Origin of the sequence: Aquabacterium sp. (assembly GCF_016195855.1) — a bacterium.
Lineage (GTDB): Bacteria > Pseudomonadota > Gammaproteobacteria > Burkholderiales > Burkholderiaceae_C > Aquabacterium.
This window is the reverse complement of the sequence record NZ_JACPYU010000012.1, coordinates 119,014-137,299: the sequence shown is the minus strand read 5'-3', so window position 1 is coordinate 137,299 and position 18,286 is coordinate 119,014. Positions and strand designations below refer to the sequence as shown.

Here is an 18,286-nt window from a genome sequence, read left to right as displayed (position 1 = left end):
GCGGGGCTTTGCCCTCATTTCCCATATTGATATGCTGCCCGGTGTTTTGCGCGCGGTGCGGTGTTCAGGCACAGGCGCGCGTGCGAACCGAACATGAAGACAGGGCGCAAGAAGACCGGTGAACGGCGCCCCCTGTCACCCACACAATCAAACACAGGGGAGCCAGCATGGCCAATCTCATTCAAGGTACGGATGGTGCGGATTTTTTGAGCGGTACTTCGGGTGACGACCATATGCTCGGTGGCGCCGGGGACGATCAACTGATCGGGGACACCGGCCAGGACACCTTGTCAGGTGATGCCGGCCGCGATTTTCTGGATGGTGGGGAAGGCGCCGACACCTACCTGTTTGGCCGCGGCGATGGCCAGGACACCGTGGTAGGTGGCTGGGGTAACGCCCCCGGCATCGCCGATACCTTGCGTTTGGGTGCGGGCATCAGCCTGGCCGATGTGGCCCTCAGCATCCAGAACGGCAGCGACCTTCTGCTCAAGCTGCAAGGCAGCAGTGACAGCGTGACGCTGGCGAATTACTTCAACCAGCCCTTCGACCTGCGCCCGCTCATCGCCTTTGCCGATGGCAGCAGCCTCAATGGCATGAACGTGGACAACCTGGTCAACGCCTATGGCACGTACCAGTACGGTACACCGCAGTCGGAGACGGTGGTGGGCAGCCGTGGCGACGACCAACTCAACGGCATGGAGGGTGATGACACGTTGTACGGCGACGCTGGGCGCGACATCATGGAAGGCGGCCAGGGCGCCGACACCTACCTGTTTGGCCGTGGTGACGGGCAGGACACCGTGATGGCCTACAGCGGCTATGGTGGCGACCTCGGCACCAGCGATACCTTGCGCCTGGGGTACGGCATCAGCCTCACCGACGTGACCCTCAGCGCCCAGAACGGCAGCGACCTCCTGCTCAAGCTGCGTGGCAGCAGCGACAGCGTGACGCTGGCAGGCTACTTCAGCATGCCCTACGAGCAACGCCCTCTGATTGCCTTTGCCGACGGCAGCAGCCTCAACGTGACCAGCGTGGACACGCTGGTCAATGCCTACGGTACTTACCAGGTTGGCACACCACAAGCGGAGATGCTGGTGGGCAGCCGTGGCGATGACCAGCTCATCGGCATGGAAGGCGACGACACCCTGTACGGGGCAACGGGCCGCGACTTCATGGACGGCGACCAAGGCGCTGATACGTATCTGTTCGGCCGAGGCGATGGCCAGGACACCGTGATGGCCAACAGCGGCTATGGCGAGCCTCCGGGTGTGATCGATACCTTGCGCCTGGGTTCGGGCATCAGCCTGGCCAATGTGGCCCTCAGCGTCCAGAATGGCAATGACCTGCTGCTCAAGCTGCAAGGCAGCAGCGACAGCGTGACACTGGCTGGCTACTTCGGCTGGCCTTTCGATCAGCGCCTGCTGATCGCCTTTGCTGACGGCAGCAGCCTCAATGGCATGAGCGTGGACAACCTGGTCAATGGCTACAGCACGTATCAATACGGTACGCCGCAGTCAGAGATGGTGGTGGGCAGCCGCGGGGATGACCAGCTCAACGGCATGGAGGGTGATGACACGCTGTACGGCGACGCTGGCCGCGACATCATGGACGGCGGCCAAGGTGCCGACACCTACCTGTTTGGCCGTGGTGACGGGCAGGACACGGTGGTGGCCTACAGCGGCTATGGTGACACCCCCGGCACCAGCGACACCTTGCGCCTGGGTGCGGGCATCAGCATCACCGACGTGGCCCTCAGCGCCCAGAACGGCAGCGACCTCTTGCTCAAGCTGCGTGGCAGCAGTGGCAGCGTGACGCTGGCCAATTACTTCGGCGTATCGTTTGACCGCCGTCCGCTGATCACCTTTGCCGATGGCAGCAGCCTCAACGGCATGGGCGTGGACAACCTGGTCTGGGGCAATACCATTTCCCAGTTCGGCACAACGCAATCCGAGATGCTGGTGGGCAGCCGTGGCGATGACCAGCTCATCGGCATGGAAGGTGACGACACGCTATACGGCGCTGCCGGGCGCGACTTTCTGGACGGCGGCCAGGGTGCGGACACCTACCTGTTTGGCCGTGGTGACGGGCAGGACACGGTGATGGCCGGCTGGGGCGATGCGCCTGGCGTCACTGATACCTTGCGCCTGGGTTCGGGTATCGGCATCGCCGATATGGACCTCTCTGTGCAAGGCGGCGATCTGTTGCTCAAGCTGCGAGGCAGCAGTGACGCGGTCACGTTGAGCAACTACTTTGGCCAGCCCTTCGACCGCCGCCCGCTCATCGCCTTTGCCGATGGCAGCAGCCTCGACGGCATGGGCGTGGACAACCTGATCTACGCCAGTGGCATCTACCAGTTTGGCGCGCCGCAATCCGAGATGCTGGTGGGCAGCCGTGGGGATGACCAGCTCAACGGCATGGAGGGCGACGACACGCTGTACGGTGCTGCCGGGCGTGATGTCCTCGATGGAGGCCAAGGCGCCGACACTTATCTGTTCGGCCGTGGCGATGGCCAGGACACGGTCATGGCCGGCTGGGGGGATGCCCCAGGCATCACCGACACCTTGCGCTTTGGTGCCGGCATCACTTTGGGTGACCTGGATCTGAGCGTGCAAAACAGTGACCTGTTGCTTCAGGTGCAAGGCAGCAGCGACAGCGTGACCCTGGTCAGCTACGTCAGCTTGCCGTTTGAGCAACGCCCATTGATCACCTTTGCCGACGGCAGCAGCCTCAATGGCAAGGGCGTAGACAGTTTGCTCAATGCCTACGGCACTTACCAGTACGGTACGCCGCAGTCAGAGATGATGGTGGGCAGCCGCGGCGATGACCAGCTCAACGGCATGGAAGGTGATGACACGCTGTATGGCGCAGCCGGCCGCGACGTCCTGACCGGCAGCCAAGGTGCCGACACTTACCTGTTTGGCCGAGGAGATGGCCAGGACACCGTGGTGGCCGATTATGGCTACCCCACAGGGGGCGCCGACACCTTGCGCTTTGATGCTGGCATTTCCATGGCGGACGTGGCCGTGACCAGGCAAGGTGGTGACCTGTTCTTGAAGCTCAAGGACAGCACGGACGAGGTGCTGCTTCAGAACTACTTCGGCGGCTACATGGACCAGTTCGTGAACATCGCCTTTGCCGATGGCTGGCAATGGACGTACGACGAGGTCAAGCGCAAAGTCGAGCCTTGGGACGACCAGCTGACAGGCACCGACACGCCCGAAGCGTTGGAAGGTGGTTTGGGCAATGACACCTTGCTGGGCCTGGCTGGTGACGACTTCCTGGACGGCGATGCCGGCCTGGACCACCTCGACGGCGGCCTGGGCGCCGACACGATGGCGGGCGGCGCAGACGATGACACCTATATCGTCGACAACTCGGCTGATGTCGTGATCGAAAAGATCGAGGCCGACAGCGCCTTCAGCTACGACACCATCCTGTCTTCCGTGAGCTACACCGCACCCGACAACGTCGAAGCCCTGGTGCTCACCGGCAGCGCCGACATCAACGCCACCGCCAACAACACCGGCTGCGACCTCACCGGCAACACCGGCAACAACGACCTCAAGGGGGGTGACGGCCTGGACTTCATCTACGGTGATGACGGCGTCGACACGCTTGAAGGCGGCGCAGGCGACGACTACTACTACCTCACCGACAACACCGACACCGTGATCGAGCAGGCCGGTGGCGGGCTCGATCAGATCTGGGCCTATGGTGATGGCATCAAGATGGCCGACAACGTCGAGCGCCTGTACATGCAAAGCTACCTGGCGCGCACGGCTTACGGCAACGAGGGCAACAACCTGATGGCCGGCAACAACCGCGCCAACACCCTGTACGGCAACGGTGGCAATGACAAGCTGTTTGGCTACAGCGGTGACGACACGATCTACGGCGGCCTGGGCAATGACAGCCTGTACGGCTCGATCGGCAACGACACCTATCACTTCCAACGAGGTGATGGCGCCGACACCGTCTACGACCTGGACACGACCGCGGGCAACCAGGACAAGCTGCTGCTCGATGGCGCCATCAAGGCCGACCAGGTCTGGCTGGCCAAGTCCGGCAACGACCTGGTGGTCAGCGTCATCGGCACCACCGACAAGGTCACCATCAACAGCTGGTACCTGGGCGGGCTCTACCAGGTGGAGTCCATCGTGGCCGGGGGCAATGGCAAGACGCTGTCGGCCGCCAATGTGCAGAACCTGGTCAACGCCATGGCCAGCTTCACCCCGCCTGCGCAAGGTCAGACCACCCTGCCGAGCAACTACAGCACGGCCCTGAACGGCGTGATCGCCGCCAACTGGGCCTGACCGCGCCCAGTCAGGGTTGTAGAGCCCCCCTGTGTCGGGGGGGGCTGTCGCCCGTTCGTCCTGGCCTAGGGGCAAGTGCGGGGAGGGCACACGCCGCCAAACTCCTATAAACATGTCTCATTGCACGATTCGCATCGAAGCGGGTGCGTCGTGCCCACTGCACCACAGGCACTGAGAGAGACACATGGCAAGCATCACAGGCACGTCCGGCGACGACACCCTGACCGGCACCAGCAGCAATGACACCATCCACGGCGGTGCGGGCAACGACAGCATCACCGGCGCAGCGGGCGTGGACGCCCTGTATGGCGACACCGGCAACGACTTCATCGATGGCGGCAGTGGCGCTGACCTCTACTACTTCAACGTGGGCGACGGGCAGGACACCATCGTCTCCAGCGGCGGGCTGCTGGCGTCCAACGCCGACCACGTCAAATTCGGCGCCGGCATCAACATGGCCGACATCGACGTCAGCCTGGACCCGACCAACACCGCCAACCTGGTGCTCAAGTTCAAGAACGGGCGCGACAGCATCTACGTGCAAGGCTTTGCCAGCGGCTCCGACGCCGGCAAGATGGTGTTCGACTTTGCCGACGGCACCAGCTGGGACCTGGCCGCCATCAACCGCAAGCTGACGGCGTCCGAGGACTCCTACGCGGGCACCACCGGCAACGACCTGTACGACGGCGGCGCGGGCGACGACCTGCTCAACGGCGATGCCGGCAACGACACGCTCTATGGCGACACCGGCAACGATGTGCTGGTCGGCGACCTGGGCGCCAACACCTACTTCTTCGGCTGGGGAGACGACCAGGACACCCTGGTGATCTCGCCCACCTCGGCAGGCGCGGGCCAGTCCGACACCCTGCGCTTTGGCTATGGCATCACCATGGCCGACATCAGCGTCTCCAATGATTTTGGCGACCTGGTCATGTCCTTGCGCGGCAGCACCGACACCGTGCGCGTGCAGGACTACCTCTCGGGCCCCAGCCAGTACAACTTCACCGCCCAGTTCGCCGATGGCAGCAGCTGGGACATGGCCGCCTTCCTGCGCAAGACCTCGTCGCAGGCCGACAGCTACGTCGGCACCTCGGGCAACGACTCGTATGACGGCGGCCTGGGCCAGGACACCCTCAACGGCGCAGGCGGCAACGACACCTTGTACGGCGCGGCCGGCAACGACTACCTCGACGGTGGTGCCGGTGCCGATACCTTCCTGTTCGGCCGTGGCGACGGCCAGGACACCATCGTGGTGGACAACGTCAACAGCGTGGGCGACCAGCTGCTGCTGTCGGCCGCCATGGACGTCAGCGATGTGGCCGTGGTGCAAAGCGGCAACGACCTGATCCTCAACGTGCGCGGCGGTGGCGACAGCGTCAAGCTGCAGAACTACTTCGTGGCCAGTCAGGCCAATCGCCCCACCATCCGCTTTGAAAACGGCCTGAGCTGGGACGCGGCCACCATCACGCGCAAGCTCACCACCACCGGCGTGTCGCTGGCCGGTACCGCCACAGACGATTGGCTGGATGGCACTTTTGGCAATGACACCGTCACCGGTGGCGCAGGCAGCGACACGCTCTATGGCGATGCGGGCCGCGACAGCCTGGATGGCGGCACCGGTGCCGACACCTACCTCTTTGGCTGGGGCGATGGCCAGGACAGCGTGGTGGCGGGCGCCGCCACGTCCGGCAAGGTCGACAGCCTGCGCCTGGGCCATGGCATTGCCATGACCGATGTGGACCTCAGCCAGAGCGGCAACGACCTGCTGGTGGCGCTGCGCGGCGGCAAGGACAGCGTGCGCGTGGTCAACTACTTTGGCATCACGGCCGCCGAACGCCTGCGCATCGACTTTGCCGACGGCGTCAGCCTGGACTCGAGCGCCGTGGGCCGCAAGATCACCAGCAGCAACGACACCTTGACCGGCACCGCCGCGGCCGACACGCTCGATGGTGGCCTGGGTGACGACATCCTCAACGGCTCCGACGGCGACGACGTGCTGTACGGCGATGCCGGCAACGACCAGCTCAATGGCGGCATCGGCCACAACACCTACTACTTCGGCTGGGGTGACGGGCAGGACACCCTCAACGCCACCGCCAGCGCAGACACCAGCGTGTCGGACGCCATCCAGATGGGCTCGGGCATCACCATGGCCGATGTCGACGTGCTCGAAGACCAGGGCGACATGCTCATCCGCCTGCACGGCAGCAACGACACGCTGCGCATGACGGGCTACTTCAACGACACCAGCAGCTACCGCGTGACCGTGCTCTTTGACGACGGCAGCAGCTGGGGCGCTGACGACCTGCAACGCAAGCGCCAATCCTTCAACGAGGCCCTCACCGGCCTGCCGGGCTCCAATGTGCTCGATGGCGGTGGCGGCCAGGACACCCTGACCGGCGCCTCCGGTGACGACACGCTCTACGGCGATGGTGGCACCGACTGGATCGACGGCGGTGGCGGCTCCGACACCATCATCTTCGGGCGCAGCGATGGCCGCGACACCATCGTGGTTGGCGGCGTCAATGCCGGCGGCGACACCTTGAAGCTGGGTGCCGATGTCAACGTCAGCGACCTGGACCTCAGCCGCAATGGTTCGGACCTGCTCGTGGCCATCCGCGGTACGCAAGACCGCGCCACCTTGCAAGGCTACTTCGACATCACCGCGGCCAACCGCCCGGTCATCCGCTTCACCGATGGCCTCACGCTCGATGGCCTGGCCGTGGACCACAACCTGACCGGCTCGGGTAATGGCGCCGCCGTCACCACCGGCGACGACTGGCAAGAGGGCGGCCTGGGTGCCGACACCCTGACTGGCAGCGATGGCAACGACACGCTGTACGGCGATGCTGGCGCCGACGTCCTCGACGGTGGCAATGGTGCCGACACCTATCTGTTCGGCCGCGGCGATGGCGCCGACACCGTGGTGGCCGGCGCAGCCGCTTCCGCCGGCGTCGTGGACACCCTGCGCCTGGCGCACGGCATCAACATGGCCGACGTGGACGTCGCCCAGTCCGGCAGCGACCTGCTGCTCACCATCAAGGGTGGCAAGGACCGCGACAGCGTGCTGGTGCAGAACTACTTCAACGTGGCCGTGGCTGACCGCCTGCGCGTGGAGTTCCTCGAAGGCGGCAGCTGGGACGACACCCTCATCGGCCGCAAGCTGAGCGCGACCTCCGGCACCCTGGCCGGCACCGCTGCCGCCGAGGTGATCGACGGCGGCCTGGGTGACGACACCATCAACGCGGGCGCCGGCAACGATACCCTGTACGGCGACGCCGGCAACGACCAGCTCGACGGCGGGGCAGGGCAGGACACCTACTTCTTCGGCCGCGGCGACGGCACCGACCACATCGTCAACGCCACCAGCGGCGACGTGCTGGAGCTGGGCGCCGGCATCACCATGGCCGATGTCGACGTGTCCAACGCATCGGGCGCCCTGCTGATCGCCCTGCGCGGTGGCAGCGACCAGATCTACATCGACAGCTACTTCACACCTGCTGCGGCCGACCGCGTTACCGTGCGCTTTGCCGATGGCAGCTACTGGACAGGCGACGCCATCGACACCAAGCTGGCCGTGTCCGGCGACGGCCTGTGGGGCCAGCCGCCCGCCGAATCCTTTGACGGTGGCCAGGGCGACGACGTGATCGCCGGCATGGAAGGCGACGACACCCTCTATGGCGATACCGGCAACGACTGGATGGGCGGCGGCCAAGGCAACGACACCTACCTCTTTGGCCGCGGCGATGGCCAGGACACGGTCCAGGCCGATGCCTCCGATGCCGCCGGTACGCAAGACCGCCTGATCTTCGGCGCCGATGTGTTGCCCAACGAGATCCAGGTGAGCACACCCGGCACGGCCGACCTGCTGCTGCAGATCGCCGGCACCACCGACAGCGTGCTCGTGCAGGGCTACTTCAACCGCGCACTGGCAGATCGCCTGGCCATCCAGTTTGCCAATGGCTGGGCCTGGGATGCCGGCACGGTGGGCCGCAAGCTCACCGCCAGCGACGATTCGCTGACCGGCACCGGCGGCGAAGACCTGATCGACGGCGGCCTGGGTGCCGACAACCTGCAAGGCCTGGCTGGCAACGACTACCTCGTGGGTGATGCCGGCCTCGACACCATCGATGGCGGCCTGGGCGCCGACACCATGGTGGGCGGCACGGAAGACGACACCTATATCGTCGACAACACGGCTGACGTGGTGGTCGAAAAGCTCGAGGCCGACAGCGCCATCAGCTACGACGCCATCCTGTCTTCCGTGAGCTACACGGCTCCTGACAACGTCGAAGCGCTGGTGCTCACGGGTACATCCGACATCAACGCCACGTCCAACAACACCGGTTGCGACCTGACGGGCAACACCGGCAAGAACTACCTCAAGGGTGGTGACGGGCTGGACTTCATCTACGGTGATGACGGCGTCGACACGCTTGAAGGCGGCGCAGGCGACGACTACTACTACCTCACCGACAACACCGACACCGTGATCGAGCAGGCCGGTGGCGGGCTCGACCAGATCTGGGCCTATGGTGATGGCATCAAGATGGCCGACAACGTCGAGCGCCTGTACATGCAGAGCTACCTTGCGCGCACGGCCTATGGCAACGACGGCAGCAACCTGATGGCCGGCAACAACCGCGCCAACACCCTGTATGGCTATGGTGGCAACGACAAGCTCTTTGGCTACAGCGGCAACGACACGATCTACGGCGGCCTGGGCAATGACAGCCTGTATGGCTCGATCGGCAACGACACCTACCACTTCCAGCGTGGTGATGGCGCCGACACCATCTACGACTCGGACGGGACCGTGGGCAACCAGGATCAACTGCTGCTTGATGGTGCCATCAATGCCGATCAGGTCTGGCTGGCCAAATCGGGCAACGACCTGGTGGTCAGCGTCATCGGCACCACCGACAAGGTCACCATCAACAGCTGGTACCTGGGCGGGCTCTACCAGGTGGAGTCCATCGTGGCTGGCGGCAATGCCAAGACGCTGTCGGCCGCCAATGTGCAGAACCTGGTCAATGCCATGGCCAGCTTCACCCCACCTGCCGCGGGCCAGACCACCTTGCCTGCCAACTACCAGACGGCACTCAACAGTGTGATCGCTGCCAACTGGACGTGAGTCGGTGTGCGCGCCAGGCCAGTCCGGCTCGGCGCGCCCACATGGTCATCAACTGAGCGCTGTCCTCAGCCGGCTGTGCGCCGGCACGCTGGCGAGCAGAAACTCCATCTGGTCGGCCACGATGCGCCGGCCACGCAGGATCATGTCCTCGTGCAGGCTGGGCACATAAGGCAGGTAGTACATCGACCAGCCCAGCTCGTTGAGCGTGCGGTTGCCCTTGCGGCCATTGCAGCTGCGGCAGGCCGTGATGCAGTTCATCCAGGTATCGTGCCCGCCACGTGATGTGGGCACGATGTGCTCGCGCGTGAGGTCATCAAAGTGGAACCGCCCGCCGCAGTACGCGCAGAACTGGCGGTCGCGGGCAAACAGCTTGGGGTTGGACAGGGCAGGCTGCTGGCGCCAGGCGCGGCTGGGCATGGCGCCATGCACGGCCACGATGGGGTGCAGCTCGAGCCGGGACTGTTGCCCCGTGCGGCGCTGGATCCCGCCGCGCAGCACGATAAAGGGATCCCCCAGCGTCCACGCGACACCGTTGCTGGCATACAGAACCGCCGCTTCCTTGGCTGACAGCCAAGCCTGCGGACGGCCTGACACGTCAAGTTGCAGCACGTCCATACAGCCCTCACAAGGCGATGATGAGCACAGGATAGTGCAGCTTGCATGACTTTCTCAACCATTTGAGTGCAGGGTGACCGGTTTCTCGCGGCCACATGGCAACACCCAGGGTGACTACCTAGGCTGATTGGCCGGTGGCAGGCATGGCTGACGCGCGATGCAGCGAGATGGGAGAAATGCCACAAAAAAAAGTTTGGGAAAGCTCACACAGCTGTCATCTTTTTTTGCAAAATAGCACGACCGTTCGTTTTATTCCGAGGAATGCCTTTGTCCGATTTGCTGCCCCAAGACGCCAAACCCGCCCCCGAGGTGGTGCGTGAGCGTGGGCGTGGCGCGCACAAGGGCCAGCAGACCCGGGCCACCATCCTGGAGGCCGCGCTGAACCTGGCCTCCCAGATGGGCATCGAGGGTTTGTCGATTGGCGCCCTGGCCGAAGTCACCGGCATGAGCAAGTCCGGCGTGTTCGCCCACTTCGGCTCGCGCGAGGAGTTGCAGATTTCCGTCATCCGGGAATACCACGAGCGCTTTGAAGAAGAAGTCTTCATGCCGGCCATCCGCCAGCCCCGGGGTCTGGCGCGTTTGCGTGCCCTTTTTGACAACTGGGTGGCCAAGGTGGCCACCGAAATCGATTCTGGTTGCATTTACATCAGCGGTGCGGTTGAATTCGACGACCGTCCGGGCCCCGTGCGCGATGCGCTCGCCGGCATGGTCGTGACCTGGCACGGGTCACTGGTGCGTGCGATCCGCATGGCCATCGATATGGGCCACCTGCGTGCCGACACCGACCCGATGCAAATGCAGTTCGAGATCCATGGCCTGATCCTGTCGCTCCACCACGACGCGCGTTTTCTGCGCTCGCCGGATGCGATTGATCGGGCTCGCACGGCGTTCGAGCGTCTCATCCAGTACTACACGCTGGGTGCGCCGATGTCGTCTGGAGCGGTCGGGCCTTCGGGCCCGCCTACTGTCGGGGGCTCGGTCGCACAGACCGCACCCCTGACGTCTGTTTGATCCCCCCTGTCGCCTGGCCACCTGGATCAGGTTTCTCAATTGTTCAACGCGTATTTCTGACCGAGGAGCTTCACGATGCCTTCCTATAACCCCCCACTGCGCGACATGCAATTCGTGATGCACGAACTGCTGGGCGCTGTTGACGAACTGAAGCAGATTCCGGCCTACGCCGATCTGGACGAAGACACCGTCAACGCAGTGCTGGAAGAAGGCGGCAAGTTCGCCTCCAAGGTGCTGGCCCCCCTGAACCTGGTCGGCGACGCCCAAGGTTGCGTGCTGAACAAGGAAACCCACGAAGTCAAGACCCCGGATGGCTTCAAGGACGCGTACAAGCAGTACACCGAAAACGGTTGGTCCGGCCTGAGCGCCGATCCGGAGTGGGGCGGCCAAGGCATGCCTCAGCTGATCAACCAGGCCATCTATGAAATGAACAACTCGGCCAACCAGGCCTGGACCATGTACCCTGGCCTGAGCCACGGTGCCCACGCCGCCCTGGAAGCCCACGGTACCGACGCTCAAAAGAAGCTGTACCTGCCCAAGCTGACCTCCGGCGAGTGGACCGGCACCATGTGCCTGACCGAGCCCCATTGCGGTACCGACCTGGGCCTGCTGCGCACCAAGGCCGAGCCTCAAGCTGACGGCACCTACAAGATCACCGGCGCCAAGATCTTCATCTCGGCTGGTGAACACGACATGGCCGAGAACATCGTCCACCTGGTGCTGGCTCGCCTGCCTGACGCACCTGCTGGCTCCAAGGGCATCTCCCTGTTCGTGGTGCCCAAGTTCAACGTGAACGCCGACGGTTCGCTGGGTTCGCGCAATGGCATCTTCTGCGCCGGCCTGGAGCACAAGATGGGCATCCACGGCAACGCCACAGCCCAGATCGTTCTGGAAGACGCCATCGGCACCCTGGTGGGCCAGCCTCACCGCGGTCTGCCCGCCATGTTCGTGATGATGAACGGCGCGCGCCTGGGCGTGGGCAACCAGTCCCTGGGCCTGACCCAAGTCGCGTACGAAAACGCTGTGAACTACGCCAAGGACCGCGTGCAGATGCGTGCCCTGTCGGGTCCCAAGCGTCCTGACCTGGCTGCCGACCCCATCATCGTGCACCCTGATGTGCGCAAGATGCTGCTGACCGCCCGTGCCTGGGCTGAAGGCGCCCGCGCCCTGGTGTACTTCACGGCCATCGAGCTGGACAAGGCGCACAACCACCCTGACGAAGCCGTCCGCAAGGAATCCGACGACACCGTCGCCCTGCTGACGCCTATCGTGAAGGCCTTCATCACCGACAACGCCTGGGATGCCACGACGCATTGCCAGCAGGTCTACGGCGGCCACGGCTTCATCCACGAGTGGGGCATGGAGCAATTCGTGCGTGACGCGCGCATCAACATGATCTACGAAGGCACGAACACCGTGCAATCGCTGGACCTGCTGGGCCGCAAGGTGCTGGGCGACGCTGGCGCCAAGCTGACCAAGTTCGGCAAGCTGGTTGGCCGTTTCGTCAAGGAAAACGCCGACAACGAAGCGATGCAAGAGTTCACCAAGCCCCTGGCTGACCTGGGCCAGAAGGTGCAAGCCTTCACCATGGAAATCGGCATGAAGGGCATGCAGAACCCCGACGAAGTCGGCGCTGCTGCTGTGGATTACCTGCGCGTGGTCGGCCACCTGGTCTACTCGTACTTCTTCGCCCGCATGGCCAAGATCGCCCTGGAGAAGCAAGCTTCCGGCGACAAGTTCTACATCGCCAAGCTGGCCACGGCCCGCTTCTACTTCGCCAAGCTGCTGCCTGAAGTCGAGACCCTGATGGTCACGGCCAAGGCCGGTCTGAAGCCCCTGATGGAAATGGACGAGGCCCTGTTCTAATCAACAGGCCGTTCAAAGGGAGGTTGTTTTGCAGCCTCCCTTTTCCATCTCCATTTCCCAAGTTCTGCTAGGAGAGAACATGAGTCAATTCAATGTGCGCAAGGTTGCCGTGCTCGGCGCCGGCGTCATGGGCGCCCAGATCGCGGCCCACCTGGTCAACTGCAAGGTGCCGGTCGTTTTGTTCGACCTGCCCGCCAAGGAAGGCCCCAAGAACGGCATCGTGACCAAGGCTGTCGAAGGCCTGAAGAAGCTCAAGCCTTCGCCCCTGGGCGTGACCGAAGACGCTGCGCTGATCCAGCAAGCCAACTACGAAGAGCACCTCGAAGAGCTGCGCGGTTGCGACCTGATCATCGAAGCCATCGCCGAGCGTCTGGACTGGAAGGAAGATCTGTACAAGAAGATCGCGCCTTTCGTGAATGACAAGGCCATCCTGGCCACCAACACCTCCGGCCTGTCCATCACCGCGATGGCCAATGTGTTGCCCGAGCAGCTGCGTTCGCGCTTCCTGGGCATCCACTTCTTCAACCCTCCCCGCTACATGTTCCTGCTGGAACTGATCCCCACCGAGTTCACCGCGCCTGACGTGGTCGACAAGCTGGAGACCTTCTCGGCATCCGTGGTGGGCAAGGGCGTGGTCCGTGCTTACGACACCCCCAACTTCATCGCCAACCGCGTGGGCGTGGCCGGCATGATGCTGACCTTCCGCGAAGTCGAGCGTTCGGGCCTGGGCTACGACATCGTCGACGACCTGACCGGCAAGAAGATGGGCCGCGCTTCGTCGGCCACCTTCCGCACCGCCGACGTGGTGGGTCTGGACACGATGGCGCACGTCATCAAGACCCTGCAAAACGGCGCCAAGGACGACCCGTTCAACAGCTGCTTCGCCAACCCTGTGGCGCTGGACAAGCTGCTGGCCCTGGGCAACTTTGGTCAGAAGACCAAGGCTGGTTTCTTCAAGAAGGAAGGCAAGGCCATCCTTCAGTTCAACGCTGAAACCGGCGAGTACGTGCCCGCTGGCGGCAAGGCTGACAAGGAAGTCACCGACATCCTGCGCAAGCCTGCTGCAGAGCGTCTGAAGGCCCTGCGTGAGTCCGCTCACCCGCAAGCCCAGTTCATCTGGGCCCTGCTGCGCAACGCCTTCCACTACGCCGCTGTCACGCTGGAATCGATCGCCGAATCCGCTCGTGAAGTGGACTTCGCCATGCGTTGGGGCTTCGGCATGAAGCAAGGCCCGTTCGAGATCTGGCAAGAAGCCGGCTGGAAGCAAGTGGCTGAATGGGTCAAGGCCGACATCGACGCGGGCAAGGCCCTGTCGAAGGCCCCGCTGCCCGCCTGGGTGTTCGACGGCCGCGACGGTGTGCACACCGCCGAAGGTTCGTGGTCGCCCAAGACCAGCAAGTACGTGCCGATCCGTGATCTGCCCGTCTACAAGCGTCAAGCCTTCCGTGAAAACGTGCTGGGCTCGCAAGCCCCGAACGCCGCCACCGCTGGCAAGACCCTGTTCGAAGACGCCGCCATCCGCCTGTGGACCCTGGACGACGAAGTGGTCATCGCTTCGATCAAGTCCAAGATGCACACCATCAGTGCCGAAGTGACCGCTGGCCTGGCCAAGGGTCTGGAAATCGCTGAAGCCGGCTACAAGGGCATGGTCATCTGGACGCAAGACGGCCCCTTCTCTGCTGGTGCCGACCTGCAATCCATGATGCCCGCCTTCATGAGCGGTGGTGGCAAGGCCATCGCCCCGTTCGAGAAGCAACTGCAGGACTTCATGCTGTCGCTGCGCTACTCCAATGTGCCGACCGTTGCAGCGATGCACGGCCTGGCCCTGGGTGGTGGTTGCGAGCTGGCTGTGCACGCTGCCAAGCGCGTGGCCGCCATGGAAACCTATGTGGGTCTGGTTGAAGTCGGCGTGGGCCTGATCCCCGGCGGCGGTGGCCTGGCTTACCTGGCTCGCCGTGCGGCTGAACAAGTCGAAGCCTCCAAGGGCGTGTCCGGCATGGTCGGCGCCGAACTGATGGGCTTCGTCAAGGAAGGCTTCCAGGCAGCCGCCATGGCCAAGGTGGCCACCTCTGCCATCGAAGCGCGCAAGTTCGGCTACCTGCTGGACAGCGACATCGTTGTGCCCAACAAGGACGAAGTCCTGTATGTGGCCATCGCCCAAGCCAAGGCCATGTTCGAGTCCGGCTACCGCGCCCCTGCCAAGAAGCAGTTCGCTGTGGCAGGCCGCAACGTGAAGGCCACGCTGCAGTCGTCGCTGATCAACATGCGTGACGGTGGTTTCATCTCCGCCCACGACTACTACATCAGCTCTTGCATCGCCGATGTGCTGACCGGCGGTGACGTCGATGGCGGCACCCTGGTGAGCGAGGAATACCTGCACGCCCTGGAGCGCAAGCACTTCTGCACGCTGCTGGACAACCCCAAGACGCAAGAACGCATCATGGGCATGCTGTCAACCGGCAAGCCTGTCCGCAACTGATCGATCGGAGACAAATCTATGTCTAAGCAACTCCGCGACGTTTACGTCGTTGCCGCCACCCGTACCCCGATCGGCAAGTCTGGCCGTGGTGTGTTCAAGAACACCCGTCCTGACGATCTGCTGGTCGCCACCATCAAGAACGCCCTCAGCCAGGTTCCCACGCTGGACCCTGCTGCCATCGAAGACGCCATCGTTGGCTGCGCGATGCCTGAAGGCGAACAAGGCATGAACGTGGCCAAGATCGCCACGCTGCTGTCTGGCCTGCCCAAGACCGTGGCCGGTGCCACCGTGAACCGCTTCTGCGCGGCCGGTATCACTGCCGTGTCGATCGCTGCCGACCGCATCCGTGTGGGCGAAGCCGAAGTCATGATCGCCGGTGGCGTGGAATCGATGTCCATGGTGCCCATGGGCGGCTCCAAGCCTTCGTTCAACCCCAAGGTCGTTGACCTGGACGAGAACGTCGGTATCGCCTACGGCATGGGCATGACCGCCGAGAAGGTGGCCGAGCAGTGGAAGGTGACCCGCGAAGAGCAGGACGCTTTCGCCACAGAATCGCACCGCCGTGCCATTGCCGCTCAACAAGCTGGCTGGTTCGACGCTGAAACCACGCCGATCGAAATCGAAGTGCGCACACCCAACCTGGAAACAGGCGAAGTGACGATCACCAAGAAGACGATCACCCGCGACGAAGGCGCCCGTCCTGACACGTCCGTGGAAGGCCTGGCCAAGCTGCGTCCCGTGTTCGCTGCCAAGGGTTCGGTCACGGCCGGTAACTCGTCGCAGACGTCTGACGGCGCTGGCTGCCTGATCCTGGCTTCCAAGGAAGCTTGCGAGAAGTACGGTCTGAAGCCGCTGGCCAAGTTCGTGGCTTTCGCTGTGAAGGGCGTGCCGCCTGAAATCATGGGTATTGGCCCGATCGAAGCCATCCCCAAGGCCCTGGAATACGCTGGCCTGAAGGCTTCGGACATGGACTGGGTTGAGCTGAACGAAGCGTTCGCTGCGCAATCTCTGGCTGTGCTGAAGGACCTGGACAGCAAGGGCCACGTGCTGGACCGCGCCAAGGTGAACCCGATGGGCGGTGCGATCGCCCTGGGTCACCCCCTGGGTGCGACCGGCGCCATCCGTGCTGCAACCGTGGTGCACGGTCTGCGTCGCACGGGCGGCAAGTACGGCATGGTCACGATGTGCATCGGTACCGGCCAAGGTGCTGCTGGCATCTTCGAGCGCGTCGACAGCCTGTGATGGTCGGCTCAAGCATGCTGTTGATCAGGCGCTTGTAGAGGTCTGATTGATGGCTGTTTGAACAAGAAGCCCGCATGGAGTGATCCTTGCGGGCTTTTTTGTTGGTGCGCTTTGTTGAGTTGAGGGGTTTTGGCGAGGTTTTGGTTGGGTGGTGGGTGACGGTGTGAGCACTGGGCTGGTGGCGATGTGTGCCTGCTCCGGGCTCGACGCGGGGTACGACCGAGCCCCGCAGCTACCACCTCTTGAACACGAGCCAGGTAGCTTGAGAGCCAGGACACCGCGAATGATCCCTTCGCATGCACACATCGCCACCAGCCCGCGACACACCGAGGTTGGGCGAGAGAGGGTATGGGGGCGGCAAGCCGCCCCCATACCCTCCAACTCACGCCACCGCCTGGCTTTGCTGGGTGTCTTTTTGGCGCGCCCCCATGCTGCTGGACCGGGGGGATGGGGTGGGTGGGCGAAGGGATCATTCGCGGTGTCCTGACTGGTGAACAGCTTGGCTGGCCTTCAAGGGGTGATGCTGACCAAGCTCGGTCGTGCCCCGCGTCGAGCCCGGAGAACGCCCACCCCGTCACCCTGGTCTCGCTCCACCGCCAACCCCGCCAAAAAATACCCAGCAAAGCCACAGCCCACCTATCACGCCACCTAGAACCTCACCACCAGCACCCAACCAAGCCGAGCAAAGAATGGAAGCACTGCGTCTCCTCACCAGCGATGGCCATCATCTGGCCGCACGCGTCTATGCGCCCGACACGCCAGACAGGCCGGTGCAGCGCGCCGTGCTGATCACCTCGGCCATGGGTGTGCCCCAGCGCTTTTACGAGGCTTTCGCCCAATGGCTGAGCACACAAGGCGTGGCCGTCATGAGCTTTGACTGGCGTGGCACGGGCGAGTCTGCGCCGCCGCGCTTGCGAGGCTACAAGGCCAGCATCACCGACTGGGCCACCCAGGACCTGCCCGCCGTGGTGGACGCCTTCTGCGCGCGCTGGCCCGATGTGCCACGTACCTACCTGGGCCACAGCCTGGGCGGGCAGCTCTTCGGCTGGCTGGACCAGCCTGAGCGCTTCGAGCGTGTGTTGACCGTGGCCAGCGGCAATGGCTATTGGCGCCTCAATGCGCCGGCGGTGCGCCTGCAGGCGCCGCTGCTGTGGTGGGTGCTGGCGCCTGTGGCCATCGGGGTGGCGGGCTACTTCCCCGGCAAACGCCTGGGCGCGGTGGGGGACTTGCCCGCCGCCGCCATGTGGCAGTGGCGCAAATGGTGTCTGCACCCCGATTACCTGGGTGCCGAGGGCCCAGCCTTGCGCGCCCGTTACGCGCGGGTAGAGGTGCCCATCACGGCCGTGGTGCTCGATGACGATGAGTTGCTGCAGCCGGCCGGCATCCGCAAGCTCTACCGCCTGTATGAAAAGGCGCCGGTGCGCTTCGAGCACCTGCACCCGCATCAACTGGGCATGAAGCAGATCGGGCACTTCGGGCTGTTCAAGGCCACCTCGGCCGAGCGCCTGTGGCCCATGGCCCTGGGCTGGTTGACGGGGAAAGCCCCTGCGGGATAACGCGGCCCCCTGTTCAGGCTATGACGTTTGCACCGATGTTGCGCGTTAAGCGAATCGCCACAATGCACCA

At 63.9% G+C, this 18,286-nt stretch carries 8 protein-coding genes; 7 read left to right on the top strand and 1 reads right to left on the bottom strand.

The genetic code is table 11. The features are described 5' to 3' along the window. Nucleotides 1-167: 167 nt before the first annotated feature. Together HY019_RS10695 and HY019_RS10690 are read left to right on the top strand one after the other, a co-directional pair. A complete protein-coding gene (locus HY019_RS10695) occupies nucleotides 168-4,313 on the top strand; it encodes a calcium-binding protein (RefSeq protein ID WP_290691835.1) in 4,146 nt (1,381 codons plus the stop codon). A 184-nt stretch (nucleotides 4,314-4,497) separates the two neighbouring features. Continuing rightward, on the top strand, nucleotides 4,498-9,447 hold the full coding sequence (locus HY019_RS10690; RefSeq protein WP_290691830.1) for a calcium-binding protein: 4,950 nt from the start codon (nucleotides 4,498-4,500) through the stop codon (nucleotides 9,445-9,447). A gap of 48 nt (nucleotides 9,448-9,495) precedes the next feature. On the opposite strand, the gene HY019_RS10685 is transcribed toward HY019_RS10690, so the two are convergent. Continuing rightward, entirely contained in the window at nucleotides 9,496-10,062 is a 567-nt protein-coding gene (locus HY019_RS10685) for an HNH endonuclease (RefSeq protein WP_290691829.1), read from the bottom strand. Nucleotides 10,063-10,323: 261 nt separating this feature from the next. On the opposite strand from HY019_RS10685, the gene HY019_RS10680 reads away from it, so the two are divergent. The 5 genes from HY019_RS10680 (at nucleotide 10,324) to HY019_RS10660 (ending at nucleotide 18,216) form a co-directional block, all read left to right on the top strand. Beyond that, complete coding sequence (locus tag HY019_RS10680; protein WP_290691828.1) at nucleotides 10,324-11,073, top strand: TetR/AcrR family transcriptional regulator; 750 nt, start codon at nucleotides 10,324-10,326, stop codon at nucleotides 11,071-11,073. Nucleotides 11,074-11,148: 75 nt separating this feature from the next. After that, nucleotides 11,149-12,939 (top strand): acyl-CoA dehydrogenase C-terminal domain-containing protein, encoded by a 1,791-nt coding sequence (locus HY019_RS10675; protein ID WP_290691826.1) that lies wholly within the window; start codon nucleotides 11,149-11,151, stop codon nucleotides 12,937-12,939. A 79-nt stretch (nucleotides 12,940-13,018) separates the two neighbouring features. Beyond that, nucleotides 13,019-15,418, top strand: a complete 2,400-nt coding sequence (locus HY019_RS10670) for a 3-hydroxyacyl-CoA dehydrogenase/enoyl-CoA hydratase family protein (protein WP_290691824.1) — start codon at nucleotides 13,019-13,021, stop codon at nucleotides 15,416-15,418. 18 nt (nucleotides 15,419-15,436) lie between these two features. Further along, the gene (locus HY019_RS10665; RefSeq protein WP_290691822.1) at nucleotides 15,437-16,660 is read left to right on the top strand and encodes an acetyl-CoA C-acyltransferase; all 1,224 of its coding nucleotides are present in this window, start codon (nucleotides 15,437-15,439) and stop codon (nucleotides 16,658-16,660) included. 689 nt (nucleotides 16,661-17,349) lie between these two features. Beyond that, nucleotides 17,350-18,216 (top strand): alpha/beta fold hydrolase, encoded by an 867-nt coding sequence (locus HY019_RS10660; RefSeq protein ID WP_290691820.1) that lies wholly within the window; start codon nucleotides 17,350-17,352, stop codon nucleotides 18,214-18,216. The last annotated feature ends 70 nt before the right edge of the window (nucleotides 18,217-18,286 follow it).